Annotated in this window: 15 protein-coding genes; 2 read left to right on the forward strand and 13 right to left on the reverse strand. The window is 73.0% G+C overall.

Annotation, left to right across the window (positions count from 1 at the left end):
- Window positions 1–785 precede the first annotated feature (785 nt).
- The 5 genes from AMIS_RS34715 to AMIS_RS34735 are packed head-to-tail and all read right to left on the reverse strand — an operon-like array spanning window position 786 to window position 6,666.
- A complete protein-coding gene (locus tag AMIS_RS34715) occupies window positions 786–1,214 on the reverse strand; it encodes a GtrA family protein (RefSeq protein WP_014447145.1) in 429 nt (142 codons plus the stop codon).
- Window positions 1,201–2,178, reverse strand: coding sequence for a glycosyltransferase family 2 protein (locus tag AMIS_RS34720; RefSeq protein WP_014447146.1), 978 nt, complete (start codon window positions 2,176–2,178; stop codon window positions 1,201–1,203). The genes AMIS_RS34715 and AMIS_RS34720 overlap by 14 nt, the downstream gene beginning before the upstream one ends.
- The gene (locus AMIS_RS34725; protein WP_157435177.1) at window positions 2,175–3,755 is read right to left on the reverse strand and encodes a hypothetical protein; all 1,581 of its coding nucleotides are present in this window, start codon (window positions 3,753–3,755) and stop codon (window positions 2,175–2,177) included. Before AMIS_RS34725 ends, AMIS_RS34720 begins: the two co-directional genes overlap by 4 nt.
- Complete coding sequence (locus AMIS_RS34730) at window positions 3,752–4,465, reverse strand: hypothetical protein (RefSeq protein WP_407921879.1); 714 nt, start codon at window positions 4,463–4,465, stop codon at window positions 3,752–3,754. Before AMIS_RS34730 ends, AMIS_RS34725 begins: the two co-directional genes overlap by 4 nt.
- A 2-nt stretch (window positions 4,466–4,467) precedes the next feature.
- A complete protein-coding gene (locus AMIS_RS34735) occupies window positions 4,468–6,666 on the reverse strand; it encodes a glycosyltransferase (RefSeq protein ID WP_014447149.1) in 2,199 nt (732 codons plus the stop codon).
- 128 nt (window positions 6,667–6,794) lie between these two features.
- On the opposite strand from AMIS_RS34735, the gene AMIS_RS34740 reads away from it, so the two are divergent.
- A complete protein-coding gene (locus AMIS_RS34740; RefSeq protein ID WP_014447150.1) occupies window positions 6,795–9,299 on the forward strand; it encodes a glycosyltransferase family 2 protein in 2,505 nt (834 codons plus the stop codon).
- Between the two features lie 581 nt (window positions 9,300–9,880).
- Here the strand turns inward: AMIS_RS34740 and AMIS_RS34745 are convergent.
- The 8 genes from AMIS_RS34745 to ftsY all read right to left on the reverse strand — a co-directional run bounded on the left by AMIS_RS34745 (window position 9,881) and on the right by ftsY (window position 21,843).
- Complete coding sequence (locus AMIS_RS34745) at window positions 9,881–11,938, reverse strand: acyltransferase family protein (RefSeq protein WP_014447151.1); 2,058 nt, start codon at window positions 11,936–11,938, stop codon at window positions 9,881–9,883.
- 3 nt (window positions 11,939–11,941) lie between these two features.
- The gene (locus AMIS_RS34750) at window positions 11,942–12,988 is read right to left on the reverse strand and encodes an O-methyltransferase (RefSeq protein WP_051042274.1); all 1,047 of its coding nucleotides are present in this window, start codon (window positions 12,986–12,988) and stop codon (window positions 11,942–11,944) included.
- Between the two features lie 56 nt (window positions 12,989–13,044).
- Window positions 13,045–15,483, reverse strand: a complete 2,439-nt coding sequence (locus AMIS_RS34755; RefSeq protein WP_014447153.1) for a glycosyltransferase family A protein — start codon at window positions 15,481–15,483, stop codon at window positions 13,045–13,047.
- Between the two features lie 73 nt (window positions 15,484–15,556).
- A complete protein-coding gene (locus AMIS_RS34760; RefSeq protein ID WP_014447154.1) occupies window positions 15,557–17,827 on the reverse strand; it encodes a [protein-PII] uridylyltransferase in 2,271 nt (756 codons plus the stop codon).
- Between the two features lie 5 nt (window positions 17,828–17,832).
- Window positions 17,833–18,171: a P-II family nitrogen regulator gene (locus AMIS_RS34765; RefSeq protein ID WP_041830256.1), complete on the reverse strand. Its 339-nt coding sequence runs from the start codon at window positions 18,169–18,171 to the stop codon at window positions 17,833–17,835.
- Window positions 18,172–18,204: 33 nt separating this feature from the next.
- Window positions 18,205–19,575 carry an ammonium transporter gene (locus AMIS_RS34770; protein WP_014447156.1) on the reverse strand — a complete coding sequence of 457 codons (1,371 nt, stop codon included), beginning with the start codon at window positions 19,573–19,575 and terminating at the stop codon, window positions 18,205–18,207.
- Window positions 19,576–19,749: 174 nt separating this feature from the next.
- Entirely contained in the window at window positions 19,750–20,547 is a 798-nt protein-coding gene (locus AMIS_RS34775; RefSeq protein WP_014447157.1) for a phosphotransferase, read from the reverse strand.
- A gap of 84 nt (window positions 20,548–20,631) precedes the next feature.
- On the reverse strand, window positions 20,632–21,843 hold the full coding sequence (gene ftsY, locus AMIS_RS34780; protein WP_014447158.1) for a signal recognition particle-docking protein FtsY: 1,212 nt from the start codon (window positions 21,841–21,843) through the stop codon (window positions 20,632–20,634).
- A gap of 143 nt (window positions 21,844–21,986) precedes the next feature.
- On the opposite strand from ftsY, the gene AMIS_RS34785 reads away from it, so the two are divergent.
- A complete protein-coding gene (locus AMIS_RS34785) occupies window positions 21,987–23,657 on the forward strand; it encodes an alkaline phosphatase D family protein (RefSeq protein ID WP_014447159.1) in 1,671 nt (556 codons plus the stop codon).
- Window positions 23,658–23,673 lie beyond the last annotated feature (16 nt).

The raw sequence follows: 23,673 nt of genomic DNA on the forward strand, positions 1-23,673 counted from the left end.
AGCGCCCGAGTTCCCGAGCTCCCGAGTTCCCGAGTTCCCGAGCGCCGACGTGCGGCCGCGCCGACACTGTGGACCGGCCGGTCCGGCCGGCTCTCAGCGTTGTCCGAGCACGCCGCCGACAGCACTGTTAACCAGCTCGTGCCGCCCGGCTGGTCAACAGTGCTGTCGCGCACCCGTTTTGTCCGCGCTGAGCGCCAGCCGCCATCGGCGTTTCCAACATCTGCCGTCGGCGTTTCCAAGATCTGCGAACCCGGGGCTCGCAAGTCGCAACTCGGGACGCAAGACGCAACCCGGGACCGCAAGTCGCAACCCGGGACCGTAAGACGCAACCCGGGACCGTAAGACGCACGCCAGTTCCGCACGCAACGTGGTCGCCGGGCGGGCGTGTCGATTTCTACCGCCGTGGCCGCTGGTTTCGCCTGTGAAGGGGCGATCACCGCACACGTTGGCCGTTCGTGTGCTCTCACCACTCCTATAGCGGTGACCAGCGCACACAATCGCATTGTGTGTGCGCTCATCCCCCTGCGGCCACGAAGGGCGCCGGGCCTTACTCGGCTAGTCACGGTGGGTCGCCACAACAACGGAGCGTCGAGGGTTTGCGGCATTTGCGGGGCCAGGACGTCCACGAGCTTCCGCAAAGCGAGCCTGTTGGGTTCGAGCTTGCTGCGCGCCACAAGTCTGCGCGCGGCGTGGCGCCCCGGCTCGTGTGAGGGGCGAGGGCGGGACGGGGGTGAAGCGGGACGGGGCGCCGGGGGCGGCGGCGGGAAGCGCCGGCGGAAGGGGCGTCAGTCGCCCGGCGGGCTGGGGGACGGGGTGGGGGCGGTTGGGGACGGGTCGGGCCGTACCCCCGTGAAGGTCCAGCGGGAGTTGATGGCGTAGTTCAGCAGCGGGATCAGCACGAGCGCCACGGCCTGGACCGCCGGGTAGGGGCCGCCGATCACGTCCGCGCCGAGCCAGAGCACCGCGGCGTTCAGGGTGAACGCGGCGGCCGTCACCGCGAGGAAGCGTGGGGCGGCTACCCGGTGGCCGGTTCCGGAGCGGAACACCCAGCTGTGCTGAAGCAGGTAGGAGACCACCACACTCGCCGCGAAGCCCGCGCTCGACGCCGGGACCGGGGGGAGCACGCGGGTTCCGGCGAGGCCCACCCCGAAGTGGGTGAGCGCGCTCAGGCCGCCGCTGACGCCGTAGCGCAGGAGACGGTCAGCGTTCGGCATGCTGTTCGGCCACCCACTGCTCGGGCACGCCCGGCGCGGTGGTGTCCGAGCGCTCCTGGATCAGGTAGCGCGGCCGTCCGCGGACCTCCTCGTGGATGCGGGCCAGGTACTCCCCGATCACCCCGAGGCCGAGCAGCACGAACGTGCCGGTGACCAGGAGCAGCAGGATGACCGTGGTGAAACCGGCCACCGATCCCCCGCTGATCCAGCGCACCAGGGTCTGCACGCCGAGCACCAGGGAGAAGAGCGCGAAGCCGATCCCGGCGAGGGTGACCAGGTGCAGCGGGGCGGAGGTGAACGAGGTGAGACCGTTCACGGCGAGGCGGAACAGGCCGCGCAGCGTCCACCGGGACGCCCCGCCGGCGCGGTGGTCGATGTCCACCTCGACGGTGGCCCGGGTGAAGCCGATCCAGCTGCTGGTGCCGCGGAAGAACGACGAGTGCTCGGGCATCCGCAGCAGCGCGTCGAGCGCGGGCCGGCCGAGCAGCCGGAAGTCGGTGGCGTCGACCAGGTCGACCCGGGTGAGACCGGTGAACGCGGAGTTGAACAGGCGGGAACTGAGCCGGTTGCCGAGCGACTGGCCGGCCCGGTTGCGTTTCACGGCCTCGACCACGTGGGCGCCGTCCTGCCAGCGGCGGACCAGGGCGGGGATCGCCGACGGCGGGTGCTGCAGGTCCGCGTCGATCACCACGACGGCGTCGCCCGTCGCCTGCTCCAGGCCGGCGAGCAGGGCGGCTTCCTTGCCGAAGTTGCGGGACAGCCGCAGGCCGCGGACCCGGGAGTCGAGGCGGGACTGGTGTGCGATCCGGGACCACGAGTCGTCGGTGGAGCCGTCGTCGACGAGCAGCAGCTCGTAGCGCAGTCCGGCGCCGCCGAGCACCTCGGCGATCCGGGCGGTGAACCGGTCGACGCCGTCGCCCTCGTTGTAGATCGGCGCGACCACCGAGATGAGCGGGTCGTTCATCGGACCACCTGGCAGAACGGGACGCCGGCCAGCGCGCGGGCGGCGGCGTCGAGCGATTCGGTGAGGCGGCGCTGGCGGGCCGGCTCGCCGTCGAGGTTGTGCAGCGCCTCGCCGAGCAGCTCGCAGCGCCGCTCGTTGCCGGCCGCGCCGCGTTCGAAGCCGCCGACCGCGAGCGCGATCCGGTTGTCCAGCTGGGAGGACGCCCAGCCGGCCGAGACGTCGGCGTAGGCGCGGTTCGCGGCGGTACCGGCGCCCGCGCAGAGCACCAGCCCGGCCAGGACCAGGGCGACCGAGGCCCGGCTGCGGACCACGAGCAGCGCCACGACCACGAGCAGCAGCATGCCGGCGGGCGCGGTGACGGCCGAGTCCCGCCAGCCCTGGGTGAGCAGCGCGCGCATGTCGAAGTAGTCGTGCACCTCGACGCTGAGCGCTGCCGGGAGCGCACCGCTGACGAGCAGGGCGGCGGCGGCGACTGCCAGGCCGGTGAGCGGTCCGGCGCCGGGCCGCGACGCCGCGGAGAGGACCTTGAGGGTACGAACCCCGAGCACCGCGAGAACCAGGAACGCGGCGACCGGCAGGACTCCCCAGAGCCAGTTCCCGCGCGCCTGCTCGGTCGCCGCCTGCCACTGGGCCGGCGGGAGCCAGGCCAGCATCCGGGCCGGCAGCACCAGCAGCGACCGGGCGTCCGCCGCGACGTCGGAGCCGTGGTAGCAGCCGCCGTCCGCGCAGTACCCCCGGATGATCCAGCGGACGATCGCGACGACCGGCAGGAAACCGGCCCAGAGCAGGGCGGCGAGGCGCATCCCGCCGGAGGTGAGCAGCCGGCGGCCGCGCAGCCCCAGCACGAACCGGCCGCGGGCCAGGACCGCCACGGTGGCCAGCGGCACGGCGAAGTAGGCGGGCTCGTTGAAGACCGCGAGCGCACCCCCGGTGGTGACCGCCAGGACCGCGTGCCACCAGCGCAGCCGGTCCAGCCGGCAGGCCGCCGCGGCGACGAGCAGGACCAGCCCGGCGGTGCTCAGGTAGAGACCGCCGAAGAGCGTGGTGGTGCTGTTGCGCCCGGCGGCGATCAGGCCTCCCGCGACCGCGTACGGGGTCAGCAGCGCCACCACCGACGGCCCGGCACCGAACAGCGGCCCGCGGGTCAGCACGCTCTCCGCGAAGATCACCACGGCGCCGGTCAGCACCACCGCGGCGCCCATCGTGACCAGTCGCAACATGATCGCCGGGGACAGGTGCAGCTGTTCCGCGCCGAGCAGCACCAGCAGGTCGAGCGCCTTCTCCAGCATCCGCCCGAGCGGCCGGAAGTTGCCCAGCCGCAGGTAGGTCTCCCCGGTCCCGATGGTGTGCGAGACGATCCGCAGCGGGTCGTCGAGGAACAGCCCGCCGTGCCAGTAGATGTTGAACCGGTGGTCACCGCGGGGCGCCACCGCCACGAGCGGCGCCAGCACGATCAGCGGCAGCAGCAGGCAGCGGCGCAGCACGTGCCCCCAGAGCCGGACCCCGGACGACGGATCCGGTGGAGGGCCGGACCGATTCTCCGGCTGCTGCGGTAATAGTGCGGTTTGCGCGGTCACGACTGAGGCAACGACGGGTGCGCGGGCGGGGTTGTGTCGATCTCGGAGAGCAGATCCGGCAATCCGGGCGGCGCGTCCGGATCGACGAAGATCACCTGCGCGGCGCCGTGGTCGCGGGAGAGGTGCGCGAGACGCTCGGCCAGCACGCCGTCCCAGGGCCGGTCCGGCCGGTGCTTCTCCCAGGTCCGCCGGTCCGGCAGGTACTCCAGGATCAGCCCGGCCTTGCGCAGCAGCGAGAACGCCGGCTCGTCGGTGAGCACCACCGCCCGGTGATCGTTCTCGACGAGCAGCCGGCGCCGCACCGCCAGCACGAAGTCGCGCAGGGCCGCCAGGTCCAGCCCGATCGCCACGTACAGGTGGGTGGGCAGCGGCGGCGTGGCGGCCTTCTTGCGCCTCGCCGGCTTCGCCGGCTTGCGGCGCGCCTTGCGGACCAGCTTCCGGGAGGCGCCGAGCGGGCTTCGAGCAAGATCCACGAGGGTACGGCCCAACCGGTACGACCCACTGGCCCGCAACCGCCGGATCGCCTCCCGTTCGTCGTCCCGTTCGCCGGCCACCTGATCGAAGCGGGACCGCCAGGCGTCGCGCTGCTGTTCGATGGTGCGCAGCCGGACGACCAGCGCGTCCACCCGTGCCGGGTCGGTGAGTCCGGTACTGCCGTCGGGCGTCGTCACGTGGGGCTCTGTCACATCGGGCTCTGTCACGTCGGGCATCGTCATACTCCGGGGGTTCGTCGGTCGGCCAGCTCGGCGAGCCAGCGGGCGGCCGCCGCGGCGCCGTTGCCGGGCCTGACCTGTTCGCAGCGGCGGCTCAGCTGGTCCCGCACCTCGGCCCGCACCGCAACCGCCAGCACCCGGTCCAGGTCCTCGCCGTCCGGATCCTCGACGATCAGCGCGGCGCCGGCCGCCGCCGCGAACCGGGCCCGGCTCACCTGGTCGTCCAGGGACGTCTCGTGGTTCGGCACGAAGACCGCCGGCACGCCGAACGCCAGCAGCTCATGGAACGAGTTGTAGCCGGACGCGCTGATCACCAGGTCCAGTCCGCGCAGATACCGACTGATCGGGTACAGCTTCACCAGATGCGCGCCGGGGATCGGCGGCATCGGGTCGGTGGCGATCGCGGACTCGGCGAGCACCACCTGGAAGCCGGCGGACCGCAGGTGCCCGGCGATCCGGGCGACCGGCGACGCGATGTCGTTGATGTTGCCGGCGCCGAGCTGCAGCAGTGCGGCCGGGCGCCCCGGTTCGAGCCCGAGCGCCTCCCGGGCGGCGACCGGCTCGGCCAGCTCGTCCGGGTCCAGATAGGTGATCGGTTCGACGGCGTGCACGCCGGCCCGGTCGGTGACGGTCGGACCCTCGTCGGCGGCGGCCGCGAACTCGCCGGGCTCGAGGATCGCGTCGAAGTACCCGCCCCGCTCGATCCACTCGGCGCCGGTGTCGCGCCGCCACATCGGGCGCCGCACCCAGACCCAGGTGACGTCCGGGCGGGACCGGACCGCGGCCACGATGCCGTCGTGCGGGACGCTGTCGACCGCGACCACCGCCGGTTCGTGCAGGTCGATCAGGTGCTCGAGCCGGCTGCGCAGCGTGTCCGTCCAGCCCTGCCGGGGAAGCTTGAGCACGCTGCGGGACGGGATGTACTCGGTGAGGAAGCCCTCCCGGTGCGCGACCGAGGCGCCGTGCGACTGGGTGGCGATCACCGCCGGGGTGCCCGCCGGGAGCCGCCGGCCGATCGCCATGAGCCGGGACAGGTGGCCCAGTCCCACCCCGTTGTCGCTGACCATCAGCACGCCCCGGTGCCGCCGGGAGACCACGAGCGAGGACGGCCGGTGCACCTCGACGTCGGTGCCGGGGCCGGGTGGGCGCACGCCGCGGTCGGCAAGGCGGGACAGGTGGGACGCGTACCCGAATCGGTCCTCGACGAAGGCGCGGGCGTTCTCGGCGACCTCGCGGTACCGCTGCGGGTCGGCATGCAGCTCACGGACCAGCGGCAACACGCCGGCCGGGGTGGTGTAGAGCGCCGCGTCGCCGAAGACCGGGCGGAAGTGCTCGCCGATCAGCACCGGCACACCGGCCGCCATCGCCTCCATGATCGTGCGGCCGAACGCCTCGACCAGGTCCGGGTCGTGGAAGTAGACGAAGAAGTCCAGGGTGCCGAGGAACTCCCGTGGCGGCACCGAGCCGAACTCGACGATCTCCCAGCCGGCCGGGGTACGGCCGAGCCGCTCGACGGCCAGCTCGCCGCCGCCGAGGATCCGCACCCGCACGCCCGGGTCGTCCGGGTACACCTGCAGCAGTTCCTCGGTGGTGCGCGGCCACTTCACCGGGTCGGGCCGTCCGTGCCGGCCGATGACCGGCGCCGCGCCGGCCGGGCCGTCGCGGCCGGTCCGCCACTGCGCCACATCGATGATCTCGTGCCAGTCCTCGCCGGACAGGGCTGCGTCCGGGGCCGCGCGCAGCACTTCGGCCCGGACCTGCGGGCTGATCGGCGCCCACTCCACGTCACTGCCGCAGTAACCCTCGATCCGCGCCTTGACCTTGGCGAAGTCGTAGTAGCGGGCCGGGTCGGCGGCGTCGCCGGGCGCCTGGTTCAGCACCATGACCGTGCGATCCGCGGCGACCCGGGGCACCGACGCGAGGTCGGCCGTGAAGATCCGTGGCTGGCGGAGCACGAACAGCTTCGCCCGCACCGGCTCGCCCTCCACCGCGAGGTGCGCCGACCCGTCCCGGAGCAACTCCACGATCAGGGGATTGAACGGACGGTCCCGCTTCAGATGCGGCGAGCGCACCTGGATCAGCACCGTGGAGAGCCCGGCTTCCGCCTGCGCCCGCACCTCGGCGGCGATGCTGGCCGAGGTGCCGCCCGGATAGCGGAAGTCCGAGAGGATCGCCACGTCATGGACGTGCTCGCTCATTGAACAGCTCCGATGTCTCGCGTGGCGTGCCTGACGACGCCACAACGAACGGCGCTCGCCCGGCGTCACGCTCCCACCCACCCGGCCGTTGATCCCCGGGGCACCGCGAGATCACCCGGCAGGAGCACATGCGCAGGCTGCACACGACACCCGACGCGTACGGAACCGAGCTGCTCGAACGGCAGTGGGGTGAACTGTGCGACAGCTCACCGGACGGGCCCGCCACGGCCGCCCTGCACACCAGGTCGGCCTCGGCACGGGCGCTCCTCGCCCACGCCGCCGCCCGGCGCTCGGTCGACGAACTGATCGGCGGCGCGTACGAGGGCCGCCTCTTCCCGGACGCCGACCCCTGGGTCTTCGGCGAACTCGCCCGGGTGATCGCCCTCCAGGACCTCTGGACCGAGGACCGGGCCGACGCCATGGTGCTGCTCGACTCGCTGCTGCGCACCGCCGGGGCAGCCGGTGTCGCGCCCCGGCACCAGGGTCTGCACGCGCAGCTCGCTTTCGTCACCGGTGACCGCACCCGCACCGAGAAGCTGCTCGCCGACTATCCGCAGATCCCCGATCCGGTACGGACCGCGCTGGTCGTCGACCTGACCACCGGCGAGGACTGGACCGGCCGTTTCCTCGGTCTGCTGCCGGCGCCCGGCTTCACCCTGGACGGTGAGATCGGCCCCCGGTTCGACCGGATCCGCTCGAACCGGGCCGGCCGGGCCGGCTCGGCACACCGGATCACCACGATCGTCACCACGTACCGGCCGGGGCTGCCGCTGCTCACCGCCGTCCGCTCGCTCGTCGCGCAGAGCTGGACCAACCACGAGATCCTGGTCGTCGACGACGGCTCCGGGCCGGGCCACGACGCGGTGCTGGACCGGGCCGCCGCGCTCGACCCCCGGGTACGGGTGCTGCGGATGCCGCAGAACGGCGGCACGTACCTGGCCCGCAACGCCGGCCTGGACGCGGCCACCGGCACGTTCGTCACGTTCCAGGACTCCGACGACTGGTCCCATCCGCTGCGGCTGGAACGGCAGGTGGCGCCGCTGATCGCCGACGAGACGCTGTTCGCCACCACGTCGGCCGCCATCCGGGTCACCGAGGACCTGACGGTGACCCGGCCCGGCGTGCCGGAGCACCGGTCGTACAACCTGTCCTCGCTGATGATCCGCCGGGAGGCCGCGCTGCAGCGGCTCGGCTATCTCGACACCGTCCGCAAGGGCGCCGACGCGGAGTACGTGGAACGGGCGCGCGCCGTCTTCGGGCGGCCGGCCGTGCATCATCTCGGTGGTGAGCCGCTCGCGCTGGTCCGGCTCGGGGCGGGGACGCTCTCCAGCGCCGACATCGCGCCCGGGTGGATGCATCCGGCGCGGCACGCATACCTGTCGGCGTTTCAGGCCTGGCACCGGCGGCTGACCGCCGGGCGCGCGGAGGCCCGGCGGGAGCGGTTGCCGGGGGCACGGGCCTTCGCCGTCCCACGCCGGCTCGCCCTGCATTCGTCGTCGCAGCGCGCGCTGGCGGCGTCGGCCTGCCCTCCCGCGAGCTTCTCCGGGGGCTTCGATCTGCCCGTACGGGATTATGACGTGATCCTGGCGGCGGACTGGAGCGCGTTGCCACCGGGGCTGGCCGAGCCGCACGCCGACCGGTTGCGTGCCGTGGCCGTGCCGGGCCGCTCGGTGGCGGTGCTGCACCTCAGCCTGCTGCGGAACGTGACGGGCCGGCCCGCCAACCTGGATCCGGACGTCCAAGAAATGATCAATTCCGGACGCGTGGACCAGGTCGTGCTCTCCGACGAGGTGACCGCCCGGCTGGTCCTCGTACAGGATCCGGCGCTCGTCGGCTTCGCACCCGGATACCCCTCGGCGATCCGCGCGGACCGCGTCGTGATCGAGGCAGACTCGGCGTGGGGGGAGGCGGCCTTCCACTGCGAGGCCGAAGCACGACGCCTGTTCGGGGTGGAACCGTGGTGGGCGCCCGCCGGAGCCGCCGACCGCCGGCACCTGGCCGGCGGCCCGTTCGGCATCCGGCTGGCCAAGGCCGACCTGCCGGCGACCATCGACCCCGACCGCTGGCGGCTGCACCGCACCGGGCCCCGCGCGGACCGCCCGGTGATCGGCCGGGTGCTCACCGCCCGCCCCGGCGCCGGCATCGCCGCCGAATGGCTGCGCCTGCGCGAGGCGCTGCCCACACCGGCCGGATTGGACGTACGCGTCCTCGCCCCCGAACCACCCGCCAAACTAGGGAAGAACTGGCTGGTCTACCGGCCGTCCGACGTGGAAGTGCGCGCGTTCCTGCACCAGCTCGACTTCTACCTGCACCTGCTGGCCGACGAGCGGACCACGACACTCGACCCGGAGCTGCTGGCGGCACTGGCGGCGGGCTGCGTGCCGGTTCTGCCCCACCGGTACCGGCCGCTGCTGGGGACGGCCGCGGTGTACTGCGAGCCGGCGGAAGTGGCGGGGACGGTGGCGAAGCTGCACCGGCGGCCGGAGGCGCTGGTGGCGCAGAGCAGGCGGGGGTTGGAGTTCGTCCGGCGGGAGCATCATCACGGTCGGTTCGCGGAGGCGGTGGCCGTGCTGCTCACCCCCGACCCGGTGGAGGGGTCGGCGGTGGCCGCGTTGACGGCGGCGGGCGGGTAGGCGCGGTTGGCGGGTCGCGCGCGGTTGGCGGGTCCGGCGCGGTTGGCGGGTCGGGCACGGTTGGCGGGTCGGGCGTGGTGAGCGGGTGTTGCGGATTTGTGCTGGCGCGCCGCCATTTCGCAGATCTTGGAGCATTCAGGACCGGACCGACGCCGAGCCGTTCGCAGATCTTGGAGCATGCGGGACCACCCCAGCATCGGCCCCTTCGCGGATCTTCGAGCTTTCGAGGCCGGCTGGTTCTCAGCGCGGACAAATCGGGCGCACAAGAGCACTGACGACCAGCCCGGCAAGACCAGCTGGCTACCAGTGCTGCTGATGGGCCCTAAGACAGCACTCAGCACCAGCCGGACCAGCCGGCCCTCAGCGCACAACCGACAACACCCCGCACCAGCCGGACCGGCCGGCCCTCAGTGCACGACACTCAGCGCCAGCCGGTCCGGCTGGTGCTGAGTGTCGTGTGAGCGCGGCCGGGGCGGTGCGGGGACGGCCGGCAACGGTGAAGGCAGCGCGGGCGGAGTGCGGAACCGGCACGAGCGGCCGCGCGGAACCGGCGTGGACCGGGCAGTCGGGCGGGGCGAGGGCTAGCGGTCTGGGCGGGGGTGCCAGGGGAGTTTCGGGTCCAGCAGCGGGGCGATCAGCCTCGCGTACGCCGACGTCATGTGGTTGCTGTCCCGGTAGACCAGCCGATTGCCGACCACCAGCGGACACCTCTGTGCGCACAACCACGGCAACGGATCGACGGTGGGGATCCCCACCTCGTTTCCGGTGGCTCGCTGGATTGCTCGCCAGCCCGGCTCCAGGACCACCATGTCGGCCGGCGGCGCGCAGGTGCCGATCGCGGCTGGGCGGGTGGCGAGGCAGTCGGCCGGGTCGCCGGCCAGGAACGGGGTGTCGCCGAGGATCGCGACCTGGCCGGCGGCGCGCTGGAGCCGGTCGAGGGTGCGGCGCCAGGCGGCCCGCCACACCGCGTCGGGGTCGGACGGCTCGCCGGTGAGCAGGGCGCGGTAGTTGACGCTTGAGGAGACCACGACCAGGTCGGCCCGGAGTTTCCCGATCTTCTTGATGATCTGGCGGCGCCAGGTGTCGCACTCGGTGTAGCGGCGCTGCGCCCGGCGTTCCTGCAGTTCCAGGTCGGCCGGGCTGCAGGCGCTGCGGGTGTAGACCATCAGCCGCCAGTCGTGTTTCTTCGCGAGGTCCTCGAATGCCGGGAACCATTGCAACGCGTGCGAGTCGCCGAACAGCACCACGGTGCGGTCGGCGTCGGTGTCCGCGTAGGCGCAGTCGGTCTGCGGCGCGAACGGGCCGGTCAGCCCGACGTGGCAGCCTTCGTCCTGGGGCGCGGACCGCTCACCGGCGGCCGTCTCGAACTCCGGTGTCAGGTTCTCCGGCACCTTGGTGGCCGACTGCCCGGCGACGATCATGTGTTTGAGTTCAGCGGCCGGGTCGACGGCCCGGGCCATCAACCGGCGGGCGTCCGGGACAGCCTCGCCGGTCGGCACCAGCGGCGGGAAGATCATGCCGAAGGCGGCCAGTCCGGCGGCCGCGGCCGACAGGACGAAGCCGAAGCCCAGGCCGCGGCGCGGGTACGGCTGCCAGAAGCGGTGGTGGCGCACCGGGTTCTCCAGCAGGTGGTGGCTGATCGCGGCGAGCCCGAGCGCGGCGGCCGCGAACCCGGCCCGCGCGGGCAGCCCGGCCGGCGCCAGGAAGAGCATCGGCCAGTGCCAGAGGTACCAGCCGTAGGACATCCGGCCGACCCAGCGCATCGGCCAGGTCTCCAGCAGGCGGTTGCCGCCTGCTGCGATCACCGCGATCGTGCCGAGCACCGGGACCAGGGCGGCCGTGCCGGGGAACGGGGTGGCCTCGTCGTAGAGGACGGCTGCGGCCACCACTGCGGCGGCGCCGAGCCAGCCCAGCCACGGGCGCTTCGTACGCGTACCGGTCAGGAGAAGCGCGAGAAGCGCGCCCGCGCCGAGCTCCCACGCCCGGCTCAGCGAGCCGAAGTACGCCCACGGGGCGGCCCGGCCGAGCTCGTGCACGCTCCAGGCGAAGGAGGCGATGGTGCCGAGGGAGAGCACCGCGCCGGGCAGCCAGCGCCGGCGGCGTCCCCAGATCGCCAGGGCACCGATCAGAACCGGCCAGATCAGGTAGAACTGCTCCTCGACGGCGAGCGACCAGAAGTGCTGGAACGGCGAGGGCGCCTGGTCGGCGAAGTAGTCGGTGCCGGCGTCGGCGAGGCGCAGGTTCATGGTGTACGTGGCGGCGCCGACCGCGTCCGCCGCGTAGCCGCCGAACCTGTTCGGCGGGGCCAGCCACCACGCTGCCGCCAGCGTCGACGCGATCACCAGCGTGGCCAGCGGCAGCAGCCGCACGGCCCGGCGCGCGTAGAACCGGGGCAGGTCGAGCCGTCCGGTGCGCAGCAGCTCGGCCCGGAGCAGCGAGGTGATCAGGAAGCCGGAGATGACGAAGAAGACGTCCACTCCGACGAACCCGCCGGCCAGCCGGGGCACACCTACGTGGGCGAGCACCACGAGCAGCACCGCGACGGCCCGCAGGCCCTCGATGTCCGCCCGGTGCCGGTGGCGGGGAGGTTCCGCGGCGGGCGCCGGACGGGCTTCGGGTCGCACGAGCGTCGTGGTCATCTGTCAGCCGTGCGCGGCGGCCATCGCGGGTGGACGGGCGAACGCCAGCACCGCGTGCCGGCCGAGGATCTCGCCTTCCCGGGTGAGCCCCTCGTACCGCTCGGTCCAGGCGGCCAGCGCGGCCTGCTCGTCCTTGCGCCCGGCGTCGTCGAAGATCAGCGTGGCCCGGTCCGCGAGCCGCTTCTCGATCATGTGAAGGGCCGGGAAGCGGGCGTCGGCGCCGATCGCCGCGGGCGGCCCGTCGATCAGCACGAAGTCGATGTCGTGCAGGTCGGCGAGGGTCTCCGGGTCGTACCAGGGGTAGTCGCGGCCGTCGATCGAGGCGGGCGTGAGCGGCGCGTCGCGGACCTCGGCGACCTCGGTGAGCCCGTGTGCGGCGAGCACCGCGCGGGTACGGCGGGCGAACTCGGCGTCGTGGTCGAGGGAGATCAGCCGGCCGCCGGACTGCTCCAGCGCGTAGGCGATCCACACCGACGACGTGCCGCTGCCCAGTTCCAGCACGAGGCGCGGCTGGCGGATCCGGATCAGGTGCAGCAGCTCCAGCAGATCGGTCGGGTTCAGCGCCCAGTCACCGGAGGACGGCATCGGCGCGCGCGGCACGAAACCCTGGAACAGCTGGACGGTCGCCTCGAACTCGCGCGGCAGGCCGAGCACCTGGGCGGAGCCGGCCTTGCGGTCGGCGACCTGCTTGACCCGGGCGATCGCCTCGGCGAGCTCGAGATGACGGTCACCGGCGGTGAGCCGTTCCCGCTCCACGGCCGCGACCAGGCGCCGCTGCATCTCCTCGACGGTGGTGCGCAGGTCACGCTGGGCGGCGAGACCTGCCTTCTGCACCCCGGCGAGCCGGCGCAGCACCACGAGCAGCAGCGCCAGCGTCACGCCGGCGAGCAGGCCGAGGAGGGCGGTCGCCACCCGGGGGTGCCCGGTGAGCGCGGCAGCCGCGACACCGGCACAGAGGACACCGGCGCCGCACAGGGCGGCCGCCTGCCGTGCGGAGAGGCTCGGCAACCGGCGGACGACCCGCCGGCCGATTCGGGTCAGGGAACTCATGCGGGCACTCCTCATCGCTGCGTTCACCCTCGGTAACGCCGGTGGACACGACCCCGTTACGCCCCGGCGGCGGGCACCCGTTGCGCCGGTGTCGCGGACCGCGGGGTGAGAGCGCTGATCCGGGCGGCCAGCGCGGCCGGCGCGTGGTCCCGGGCGATCGCCGCGCGGGCCCGGCGGCTCTGTTCCGCGTACCGGCGGGGTTCCCGCTGGAAACGGCGGATCACCGCGGGCACGTCGGCCGGGTCACAGGCGACGGCGGCTTCGGCGTACGCGGGAAGCAATCGTCCCGGCACGAGCACCACGCACCCGGTCGCGGCCGCCTCCAGGGCCGGCCGGGAGAGCAGCTCCGGCGCCTGTTCGGACGGGAAGTGCAGGTAGAAGTCGAGCTGCGCGGCGAATGTGCGCGGATCGAGGTCGCCCGGCTCGTAGGCCAGCCAGGACACCGGCAGCGTCCCGGGCCGCAGCGGGGTCTCCGGCAGGCGGACCCGCACGTCGGCGCCCTTGCAGCGGCGCGGCACGGCGAGCGTCGCGGCGAGGTCGGCGGCCCACTCCCCCGCGTCGCACAGGTCGACGCCGATCACCGGCGGGCCGGCCGGGCCGGGCAGCGGGCGGCGGACGTCCTGCGGCTCGACGACCGCGGGGAAGGGCGCGGCGCCGAGCAGGGCGCGGATCCCCGGGTCCGGCGAGCACCAGAGAGGCTCGGCCCCGAACAGCCGCCGGGCCGCCTCGCCGACGGCGCCCACCGTGTAGCGCCGGTCGGTGCCGTCGGCCCGCTGCGGCGCCCGGTCGGCGACCACGACGACGGTACGGGGCCGTAGCCCGCACCCGCCCTCGGGGGCGAACTGGAGCACCTCGGGCTGCCGGATCACCAGCAGATCCGCGTCGACCCGATCGCTCTCCAGCACCTGCGCCACCTGACCGGTGTTGATCAGTTGCTGGACGCTCGGGCTCAGCAGGCGGCGCTGCCGGTCCACCGAGCGCAGCGACTCCAGGTGCATGATCGCCACCGACCGGCCGGCCTCGCGCAGCGCCCGGACCTCGGCGAGGGCGGCCCGCTGCGCGCCGGCCAGGAACCGCCAGTCGGCGGCGATCACCACGTCCCAGCCGGGTGGCGCCGATCCGCCGGTGAGGTGCGGTGGCGCCACGAACGGGCGTCCGGTCGTGCCCGGCTCGCGGCGCAGCGGCCCGCCCGAGGCGTGCCAGCAGCGGTACGCCGACATGTACGCGGTCCTCGCCGGATGCATCCAGTAGGCCCGGATCTCGGCCCGGGACAGCGACCCCTCGGAGAGCCGGATCAGCGCCAGGGGTTTCGGCACCCGCCGTACCGACCCGGCGCCGAAGGCCGCCTCGATCCGTTCCATGAACTCCGAGTCGGCGGCCTTGCGCACCGCGTCGAAGCAGCCGATCCGGCGCAGCACCGGGTCGCGGCGGAACAGCAGCGAGGAGACGTTGACCCGCCCGCGCCGGATGCCCGGCCGGGTCATCACCAGCTGGTCGGTGACGCTGATCCCCTCCGAGGTGGTGGCCATCGTCTCCGGGCGCTGGAGCAGCGGCTGCATCTGCAGCTCGACGCGGCGCGGATGGGACCAGTCGTCGGAGTCCTGGAATGTGACGAACTCGCCGTGCGCCGCCTCGACGCCGGCGTTGCGGGCCACATACGTGCCGCGGTTCTCCGGCAGCCGCAGCACCCGGACCCGGTCGTCGAGCGCCTCTGCCTCGGCCAGGACCGCGTCGTACTCCGGGCCGGACGCGTCGTCCACGATCAGGATCTCCAGGTCGCGCCAGGTCTGCGCGGCGATCGAGCGGACCGCGGTGATCAGGCCGACGCCGGGACGGAACGCGGTCACCACCACAGTGACCCGCTGATCGGCCGTCACCGGTGACGGAGGGTCGGTGGTGAGACGGTCGAAGGGCAGCCGCTCCGGCGCCGCCATCAGCGCCGGCGCGGGCGCGGGGAAGAGCCGCCCGAACCGGGACAGCCAGGTCTCCTCGGCGACCGATCCACCGGCGTACGGGTTGGCGAGGTCGATCTCCAGGGTCTCCCGGGCCGGCCGGGGCATCCGCCGGTACGCCGCGAGCAGGTCACGGGCCTGGGCCGGCCCCTGCCACGCGTACGCGAGCTGAGCGTGCAGGGCCTGGTGCGCCGGTGGCATCGCCCGCGCGCCGAGACCGGTGCGGATCAGCGCGTACAGCGCCAGCGCGTCCTCCCGGTCGCCGGGCAGCTCGTCCTGCAGCGCGATGGTCTGCGCCAGGCCGGCCAGCAGCGCGGGATCGACCTTGCGGCGGATCCTGCGCAGCCGGCGGGTGTCCCCGGCCCGCGCCGCCTCGATCAGCTCCTCGAACGTGGAACAGGCGCCGGTCGCCGCACGGGCGAGAACCCGCCGCGCCGCCACGGAACGGTTGCGCATCGCGGTGTGCGGCAGCGACAGCTCCGCCCCGGCGCCGGCCAACGTAACGTGATCGTCCAGCAGTCCGACCGGCTGCGCCTCGCCCATCGACTCTCCGTCCGTGTATCCCGCGGTGTCGATCAGCTCAACGCGACGCGGCGGCCCGGGGTGACGAGAGGAGTCAGACGGCGGACAGGACGGCGGCCTCCACGCGGTCCCGTTCGGCGGGGTCGGCCCAGGTGCCGACCAGGTAGAAGGCGTCCACCACGTCACCGCCGAGAGTGGAGATCCGAGCGGCCCGGATCTCCGCCCCGGCCTCGTCAAGGGCGGAGGTCACCCGGTACAGCAGGCCCGGCGAGTCGGCGGCGCGCAGCTCCAGCACGACGGCGTCGGTGGCCGCGGCACGCTGCCAGACCACCCGTGGCGAGGCGGTGCCGCCCCGCGCGCTCATCGCGCGGGCCCGCACCCGCTGGGTCACCGAGACGTCGCCGGCGGCGACCCGGCGCAGGTCGGCCGCGAGGGCCACCGGCTCGTACGGCGACCCGAACCGTGGTGACGTGTAGAACTCCACGATCGCCCGCCCGTTCACGGTCGCCGTGTTGGCGGCCACCACGTCCAGCCGGTGCATCGCGAGGCAGGCCGCCACCCCGGCGAGCAGTCCCCGCCGGTCGGCCGCGGCCACCGCGACCCGGTCGCCGTCCAGGTGCACCACCGGCAGGCCGCCCTCCAGCAGCTCCGGGTCGGGCCGGGGCGGCTCGGGCAGCTCACCGGTGTCGAGCGCGGTGTGCACCCGGCGGACCAGCTCGGCCATCAGCCGGCCTTTCCATTCCGACCAGGCGGCCGGGCCGGTCGCCTGCGAGTCGGCGCGGGCGAGGGCGTGCAGCAGGTCCAGGGTGGCCGGGTCACCGACCGCCTCGGCCACCGTCGAGATGGTCTTCGGGTCGCTCAGGTCCCGGCGGGTCGCCACGTCCGGGAGCAGCAGGTGCAGGCGGACCATCTTCTCGATGGTCGCCACGTCGGCGGGCGGCAGCCCGATCCGGGCCGCGATGTCGGCGGCGATCGGCGCGCCGACCACGCTGTGGTCACCGGGCAGCCCCTTGCCGACGTCGTGCAGGAACGCGCCGAGCAGCAGCAGGTCCGGCCGGTCCACCTCCCGGGTGAACCGGGTGGCCTCGTAGGCGGCCTGCACCAGGTGCCGGTCCAGGGTGTAGCGGTGGATCGGGTGGTGCTGCGGGAGGCTGCGCATCCGGGCCCATTCGGGCAGCCAGGCGTCGATCAGCCCGTACCTGTCGGCGGTCTCCCAGGCCGGCAGCAGGCCCGGGCCGGCGCCGAGCAGCGAGATCAGCGCCGCGCGGGCGGCCGGCGGCCAGGGCGTGGGCAGCGGCGGGCAGAACGCGGCGAGCCATTCGCAGGTGGCGCGGGCGATGGGCAGCTCGACGACGGCGGCCGCGGCGGCCACCCGCAGCGAGAGGCTGGGGTCCGGCACCGGGCCGATCGCGGTCCGCGCGAGCACCAGCTCGCCGTCCTGCTCCACCACGTCACGGGCGACCGGGCGGCGGCCGGGCGCGGCCGGTGGCCCACCGCGGCGGCGGCCGCTGCGCAGCCGGTCGACCGCGCGCCAGGCGTCGTCGACGGCGTGCGCGATGGTCCGGGCGTCGCCGGAGACCCGCCGCAGCAGCGCGTCGGAGTCATCCAGTTCGAGCAGGCCGGCGACCGCGGCGCGTTCCTGGGCGACCAGCCGGTCCACCCGCCGGCCGACTGCCAGGTGCAGGGCGTCGCGGGTGTCGAGCAGGCGCAGGCCGGCCGCACGGACGGCGGGACGCATGGTGTCGGCGATGCCGGCCCGGCCGATGCCGCGCAGCAGCGTGAGGTCGCGCAGGCCGCCGGCGGCCTCCTTGAGGTCGCCTTCGAGCAGGAAGGCGAGCTCGCCGTGCTGGGTCCAGCGGGACGTGGTGAGCTCGCGCAACTGCGGCAGGAGCCGGACCGCGGTACGCCGCCACTGGTCGCCGGTCGCCGCGATCAGCTCGGCGGAGAGGGCGGCGTCCCCGGCGACGTGCCGGGCGTCGAGCAGGCCGAGGGCCACCTTGACGTCGTCGTGCGCCACCGAGAGAGCTTCCGGGAGGGTACGCACGGAGTGGTCCAGGCCGAGCCGGGCGTCCCAGATCGGGTACCAGAGGCCGGAGGCGATCCGGTCGATCCCGGCGGTGCCGTTGTGCACCAGCACCAGGTCGAGGTCGCTGTAGGGCGCGCAGTCGCAGCGCCCGAGGCCGCCCACCGCGACCAGGCTGACGCCTGGAACGTGGGACGGGAAGAGATCGGTCAGCCACACGTCGAGCGCCGCCGCCCGGTCGTCCCGGGCAGCGGCGCCGATGTGGTCTCGCAGTTTGTTGAGCGAGCCACCGGCTGCCGGGCGGGCCGGCGGGGCCGGCGGCTCACTCAACGGATTCGTCATGTCGTCTACAGGGCGTCGAGGCCGCGCTCGCCGGTGCGGACCCGGACCACGTCGTCGACCGACGTGACCCAGACCTTGCCGTCACCGATCTTGCCGGTCCGCGACGCCGTGATCACGGCGTCGACGATCTTCTCGACGTCGATCTCGTCGGTCAGCACCTCGACCTTGATCTTCGGCAGGAACTCGACGGTGTACTCGGCACCCCGGTACACCTCGGTGTGGCCCTTCTGGCGGCCGTAACCCTGTACCTCGCTCACGGTGAGCCCGGCGACGCCCAGGGCGTGCAGAGCCTCCTTCACCGCGTCGAGCTGGTACGGCTTGATGACCGCGGTCACCAGCTTCATGCTCAGTCCTTCCATCGGAGCAGCCATCAGAATTTAACCGGATACCTTTTCGCTGACCGGGGAAGTCTCCGGAGCGGCGGAGGAACCGGGCTTGAGACCCGCCATCGCGAAGGCGCCGCCACCGCTGCCGCCGGCCGGCGACAGGTCGTAGCCGCTCTCGGCGTGCTCGGCGAGGTCGATGCCGTCGATCTCGGCCTCCTTGGAGATCCGGAAACCGATGGTCTTGTTGATGACGAAGCCCAGGACGAAGGCGACGACGAAGGAGTAGACCGTGACGATCAGGGCGCTCAGCGCCTGGATGCCGAGCTGCTTGACGCCACCGCCGGTGAAGAGGCCGTCGTTGGCGACCAGCGCGTTGACCGAGCTGTCACCGAAGAGGCCGATCCAGAGGCAGCCGATCCAGCCGCCGACGAAGTGCACGCCGACCACGTCGAGCGAGTCGTCGTAACCGAGCTTGTACTTCAGGCTGACCGCGAGGGCGCAGACCGCACCGGCGACGAGGCCGAGCAGGGTGGCCGCCCACGGGGCGACGAAGGCACAAGCCGGGGTGATGGCGACCAGACCGGCGATGGCGCCGGAGGACGCGCCGACCAGGGTCGGCTTGCCGTCGCGGATCTTCTCGACGATCAGCCAGCCGAGGACCGCGGCCGCGGTGGCGAGCTGGGTGTTGATGAACGCGAGACCGGTGATCGAGTCGGCGGTCAGCTCGGAGCCGGCGTTGAAGCCGAACCAGCCGAACCACAGCAGACCGGTGCCGAGCGCGACGAGCGGGATGTTGTGCGGCTTCATGGCCTCACGCGGCCAGCCCGCCCGCTTGCCGAGGACCAGGACCAGAGCGAGGGCCGCGGCGCCCGCGTTGATGTGGACCGCAGTGCCACCGGCGAAGTCGAGAGCGCCGAGGTCGTAGATGAAACCGCCGCCCCACACCCAGTGCGCGACCGGGAAGTAGACCAGGGTGGCCCAGGCGCCGGCGAAGAGCAGCCAGCCGCTGAACTTGGTGCGGTCGCTGATCGCGCCGCTGATCAGGGCGACCGTGATGACCGCGAACATCATCTGGAACGCCATGAAGACGTAGAGCGGGATGCCGGTGCCGCTCGGGTTCTCCGCGGTGGCGCCCCACAGGTCGCCCTCGCCGAGGAAGGTCTTGGTGCCCAGGTAGTCACCGATGTTGCCGACGACACTGCCCTGGTCGGTGCCGAACGCCATCGAGAAGCCGTAGAAGAACCACAGCACGGAGACGAGCCCGATCGAGCTGAAGCTCATCATCATCATATTCAGAACGCCCTTGGACCGGTTCAGGCCGCCGTAGAACAGCGCCAGTCCAGGAGTCATGAGCAGTACGAGCGCGGTGGAGACGAGCAGCCACGCGGTGTTGCCGGTATCAATCGTCGGTGCTTCAGGCACGCTGGCCTCCTAAGTAGGAATCCCTCCCTCGCGGCACAGCGTGGCGGCGACGCCCCTGGCCGGATGCGGCGAAGCATTCCGGGCCGCTGTTTCGCACACGGTCTTCGAGCGATTACCGGCGAGTGACGGCGTGTTTCCGACGTGTGAAGAAACTCTCACAGTCCTGCGGAGGCGTCAGCGGAGCGCGTATTCGAGAGTGTGCCGCTCGTAGTCGAGCAGCCGCAGGTCGCGCATCGGGCGGCGCAGATGGCCCTTGTGCACGATCCGGACGAACGCCGGGTCACCGGCCGCGGCCATCCGGCGGATGCCCTCGACGTGGTCGACGATCCGCTTGCGGATGGTCCGGACCAGGCGGTGCCGGTCCCGCGGGATCAACCCGTAGGCGTCGGCGAACAGGCGCAGCCGGCGCGGGCGGTTCGGCCGTTTCCAGCCGAGCGTGTACGAGTCACGGTCGCTGAACAGCGGGACCCAGGTCCACGCCGCGTACGCCACGTCGTAGAGCCGTGAGCCCGGCGACGCGAGGTCGAAATCGATCAGGGCGAGCGTGCCGTCGGGCCGCCAGACCACGTTGTGCGGCGCGGCGTCGTGGTGACAGATCACCTCGGTGTCCGGTGGCGGCGGCCCGAACGAGCGCCACACCGCGCCGGGCGGGGGAACGAAACCGTACTGAGCGTCGTGGAACATCCGCAGCATCGTGCCGACGGTGACCAGCGCCTCCTCGGTGACCCAGTGCGGGGCCAGAGGGTACTCGCCGCACTCGCCGTCCAGGTAGGAGAGGACCTCGCGGCCCTTCTCGTCCATGCCGAGCGCGTGCGGCGAGCCCGTGAAACCGACCCGTTCCAGATGGTTCAGCAGTGCGTGCACGGCCGGGGTCCAGGGACCCGCGTTACGCCGGACCGTGTCGCCGATCCGGGACACCGTGCTGACGTTGCCACCGTGCAGCGGTATCTCGCGCACCGGCTCCTGCGTCACCAACGTCCTCCCGGGTCCCTCATCACCATCCGACCACCCCGCCCGCCGCCCTTGAGACGGGCTGAGGGCCGAGCAAAGCGAAGCCTACGCGTCCGCGCCAAGAAGGGCCTCGACGAAGGCGGCCGGCTCGAACGGCGCGAGGTCGTCCGGCCCCTCGCCGAGACCCACCAGCTTCACCGGAATGCCCAGCTTGCGCTGTACCGCGATGACGATGCCGCCCTTCGCGGTGCCGTCCAGCTTGGTCAGCACCACGCCCGTGACATCCACCACCTCGGTGAACACCCGGGCCTGCTCCAGCCCGTTCTGACCGGTCGTGGCGTCGAGCACCAGCAGGGTCTCGTCGACCGGCCCGTGCTTCTCCACGACCCGCTTCACCTTGCCGAGCTCGTCCATCAGGCCGACCTTGTTCTGCAGGCGGCCGGCGGTGTCGACGAGCACGGTGTCCACGCCGACCTCGATACCCCGTTTCACCGCGTCGAACGCCACGCTCGCCGGGTCGCCGCCCTCCGGGCCGCGCACGGTCTCCGCGCCGACCCGCTCACCCCAGGTGGAGAGCTGCTCGGCGGCGGCCGCCCGGAACGTGTCGGCGGCGCCGAAGAGCACGGTACGCCCGTCCGCGATCAGCACCCGGCCGATCTTCCCGCAGGTGGTGGTCTTGCCCGCGCCGTTCACGCCGACGACCATCACGACCGCCGGGCGGCCCTCGTGCGGCGTCGTCCGCAGGCTGCGGTCCATGTCCGGCTCGAGCGCCGCCACGAGTTCCTCGGCGAGCTGCTCACGGACGCCGGAGACGGTCCGCGTGCCGAGGATCCGGACCCGCTCCCGCAGCCGCTCCACGATCACCTGAGTGGCCTCGACACCGACGTCCGCGGTGATCAGGCTCTCCTCGATCTCCTCCCAGTCCTCCTCCTCCAGGTGGTCCCGGGAGAGAACGGTGAGCAGGCCGCGGCCGAACGCGTTCTGCGAGCGGGCCAGCCGGGCGCGCAGCCGGACCAGGCGGCCGGCGGTCGGCGCCGGCTGCTCGATCTCCGGTTTCGCCTCCTCGACCGGCGCCTGCTCGACGACCGGAGCCTCCGCCACCACGGGCGGGGCGGGTGCGGGCGAGACCGGCCGCTCGATCAGCGGCGGCAGCTCCTGCTCCGGAACCGTCGGGACGGCCGGCGGGCGCTCCAGCGTGGTTGTCGAGCCCTTGGACTGCGGCGGGAGCTCCCGGCGGCGCAGCTTCGGCACCACCAGCCCGGCCGCGCCGACGACCAGGACGACGAGCAGGATCACTGCGGCGACCACGTATTCCATGCCCGAATCCTGACAGATGAGCCGTGCGGCCGTGGCGGAGGCCGCGCACTGGCGGTTCCGGTCCTCCGTGACGGAGGATGGGGCACCCCTCGAAAGAACTGCGTGGAAGGCATCCGAATGCGGCGATCCCCCGGCGTCCTCCGATGACGGCACAACTGCTCATCGGGCCGGTGCTGCGACGCGTGACAGGCGACAGCGCCACCATCTGGGTGGAGACCAGCGCGCCGGCGCAGGTCCGGGTCGAGGCCGACAGCGGCGCCTCCGGCTCCGCGACCACCTTCTGTGCGTACGGTCATCACTACGCGCTCGTGGTGGTGGCCGGCCTCGCACCGGACTCGGCCCAGGCCTACACGGTGACACTCGACGACCGTGTGGTGTGGCCGGCGGCCGGTTCCCCGTACCCTCCGTCGGTGATCCGGACCCGGGCCACCGACGACCGCGACCAACCCGTCAGCCTGGCGTTCGGCTCCTGCCGTGAGGCGACGCACGAGTCGTCGCGCCGGCGGCTGCCGCCGGACGCGCTGGACGCCTTCGCCCGGCGGCTGATGGCCGAGCCGATGGAGCGTCCCGACCTGCTGGTGCTGCTCGGCGACCAGGTCTATGCGGACGAGACCTCGGCGAAGGTCCGGCGGTACCTGAAACGCCGTCGCCGCAACGGGCACCGCGGCCCGCAGGATCAGGTCGTCACGTTCGAGGAGTACACCAAGCTCTACCTGGAGTCCTGGCGCGACCCGGAGGTGCGCTGGCTCTTCTCCACCGTGCCCAGCGTGATGATCTTCGACGACCACGAGCTGATCGACGACTGGAACACCTCGGCGTCCTGGCGTGCCGACATCGCACAGAACTCCTGGTGGCGGGAGCGGATCTCGGGCGGCCTCGCGTCGTACTGGATCTATCAGCACCTGGGCAACCTGAGCCCGGACGAGCTGGCCGCGGACCCGATGTTCCAGAAGGTGTCGACGGCCGGCGACGCCACCGACCTGATGCGCGACTTCGGGCTGCGGGTGGACGATCCGGCGTCGGCGGAGAACATCGATCAGCCGTACCAGTGGAGCTTCGCCCTTGATCTCGGCCGGACCCGGCTGGTCGTGCTCGACAACAGGTGCAACCGGGTGCTCACCCCAGGCGCGCGGGCGATGCTGCCGGCCGCCGAGTGGGACTGGTTCCTGGACCGCGCCCACGGCGACTACGACCACCTGGTCGTCGGCTCGTCGCTGCCGTGGCTCATGCCGCCCGCCCTCCATCATCTGGAGGCGTGGAACGAGCGGATCGCCGAGTCCCGCCACCGGCGCACCGCCGCGCTCGGGGAGGCCATGCGGCGTGCCTTCGACATGGAGCACTGGGCGGCGTTCGGCAAGTCGTTCACCGCGCTCGGCGAGCTGTTCCGGCGGCTCGGCGAGGGCGGCGACGGTGACCGGGTCGGCGCGGGCGGCGCCTATGCCGCGCCCGCCTCGATCAGCGTCCTCTCGGGTGACGTGCATCACTCGTACGTGGCACGTGCCGATTTCGGACACCCGCTCGCCACCCCGGTGATGCAGCTGACGTGCTCGCCGATCCACAACCAGGTACCCGCGCCGATGCGCCCGCTCATGCGGTTCAGCTGGTCGCGGGCGGTGGCCCGGGTGGCTCGCGGGCTGGCCAAGTCGGCCGGGGTGGCGAAACCGGCGCTGCGCTGGAAACGGGTCGCCGGGCCGTATTTCGGCAACGCGGTCGGCGTGCTCCGGCTGGAGGGCCGGGCGGCCACCGTCACGATCGAGGGCACCAAGAAGGACGGCGAGCTGTTCGATGTGGCCTCGGTGACCTACCACTCCTGAAATCGGTGGCGGCGGG

This window comes from Actinoplanes missouriensis 431 (genome assembly GCF_000284295.1).
GTDB classification, from domain to species: domain Bacteria; phylum Actinomycetota; class Actinomycetes; order Mycobacteriales; family Micromonosporaceae; genus Actinoplanes; species Actinoplanes missouriensis.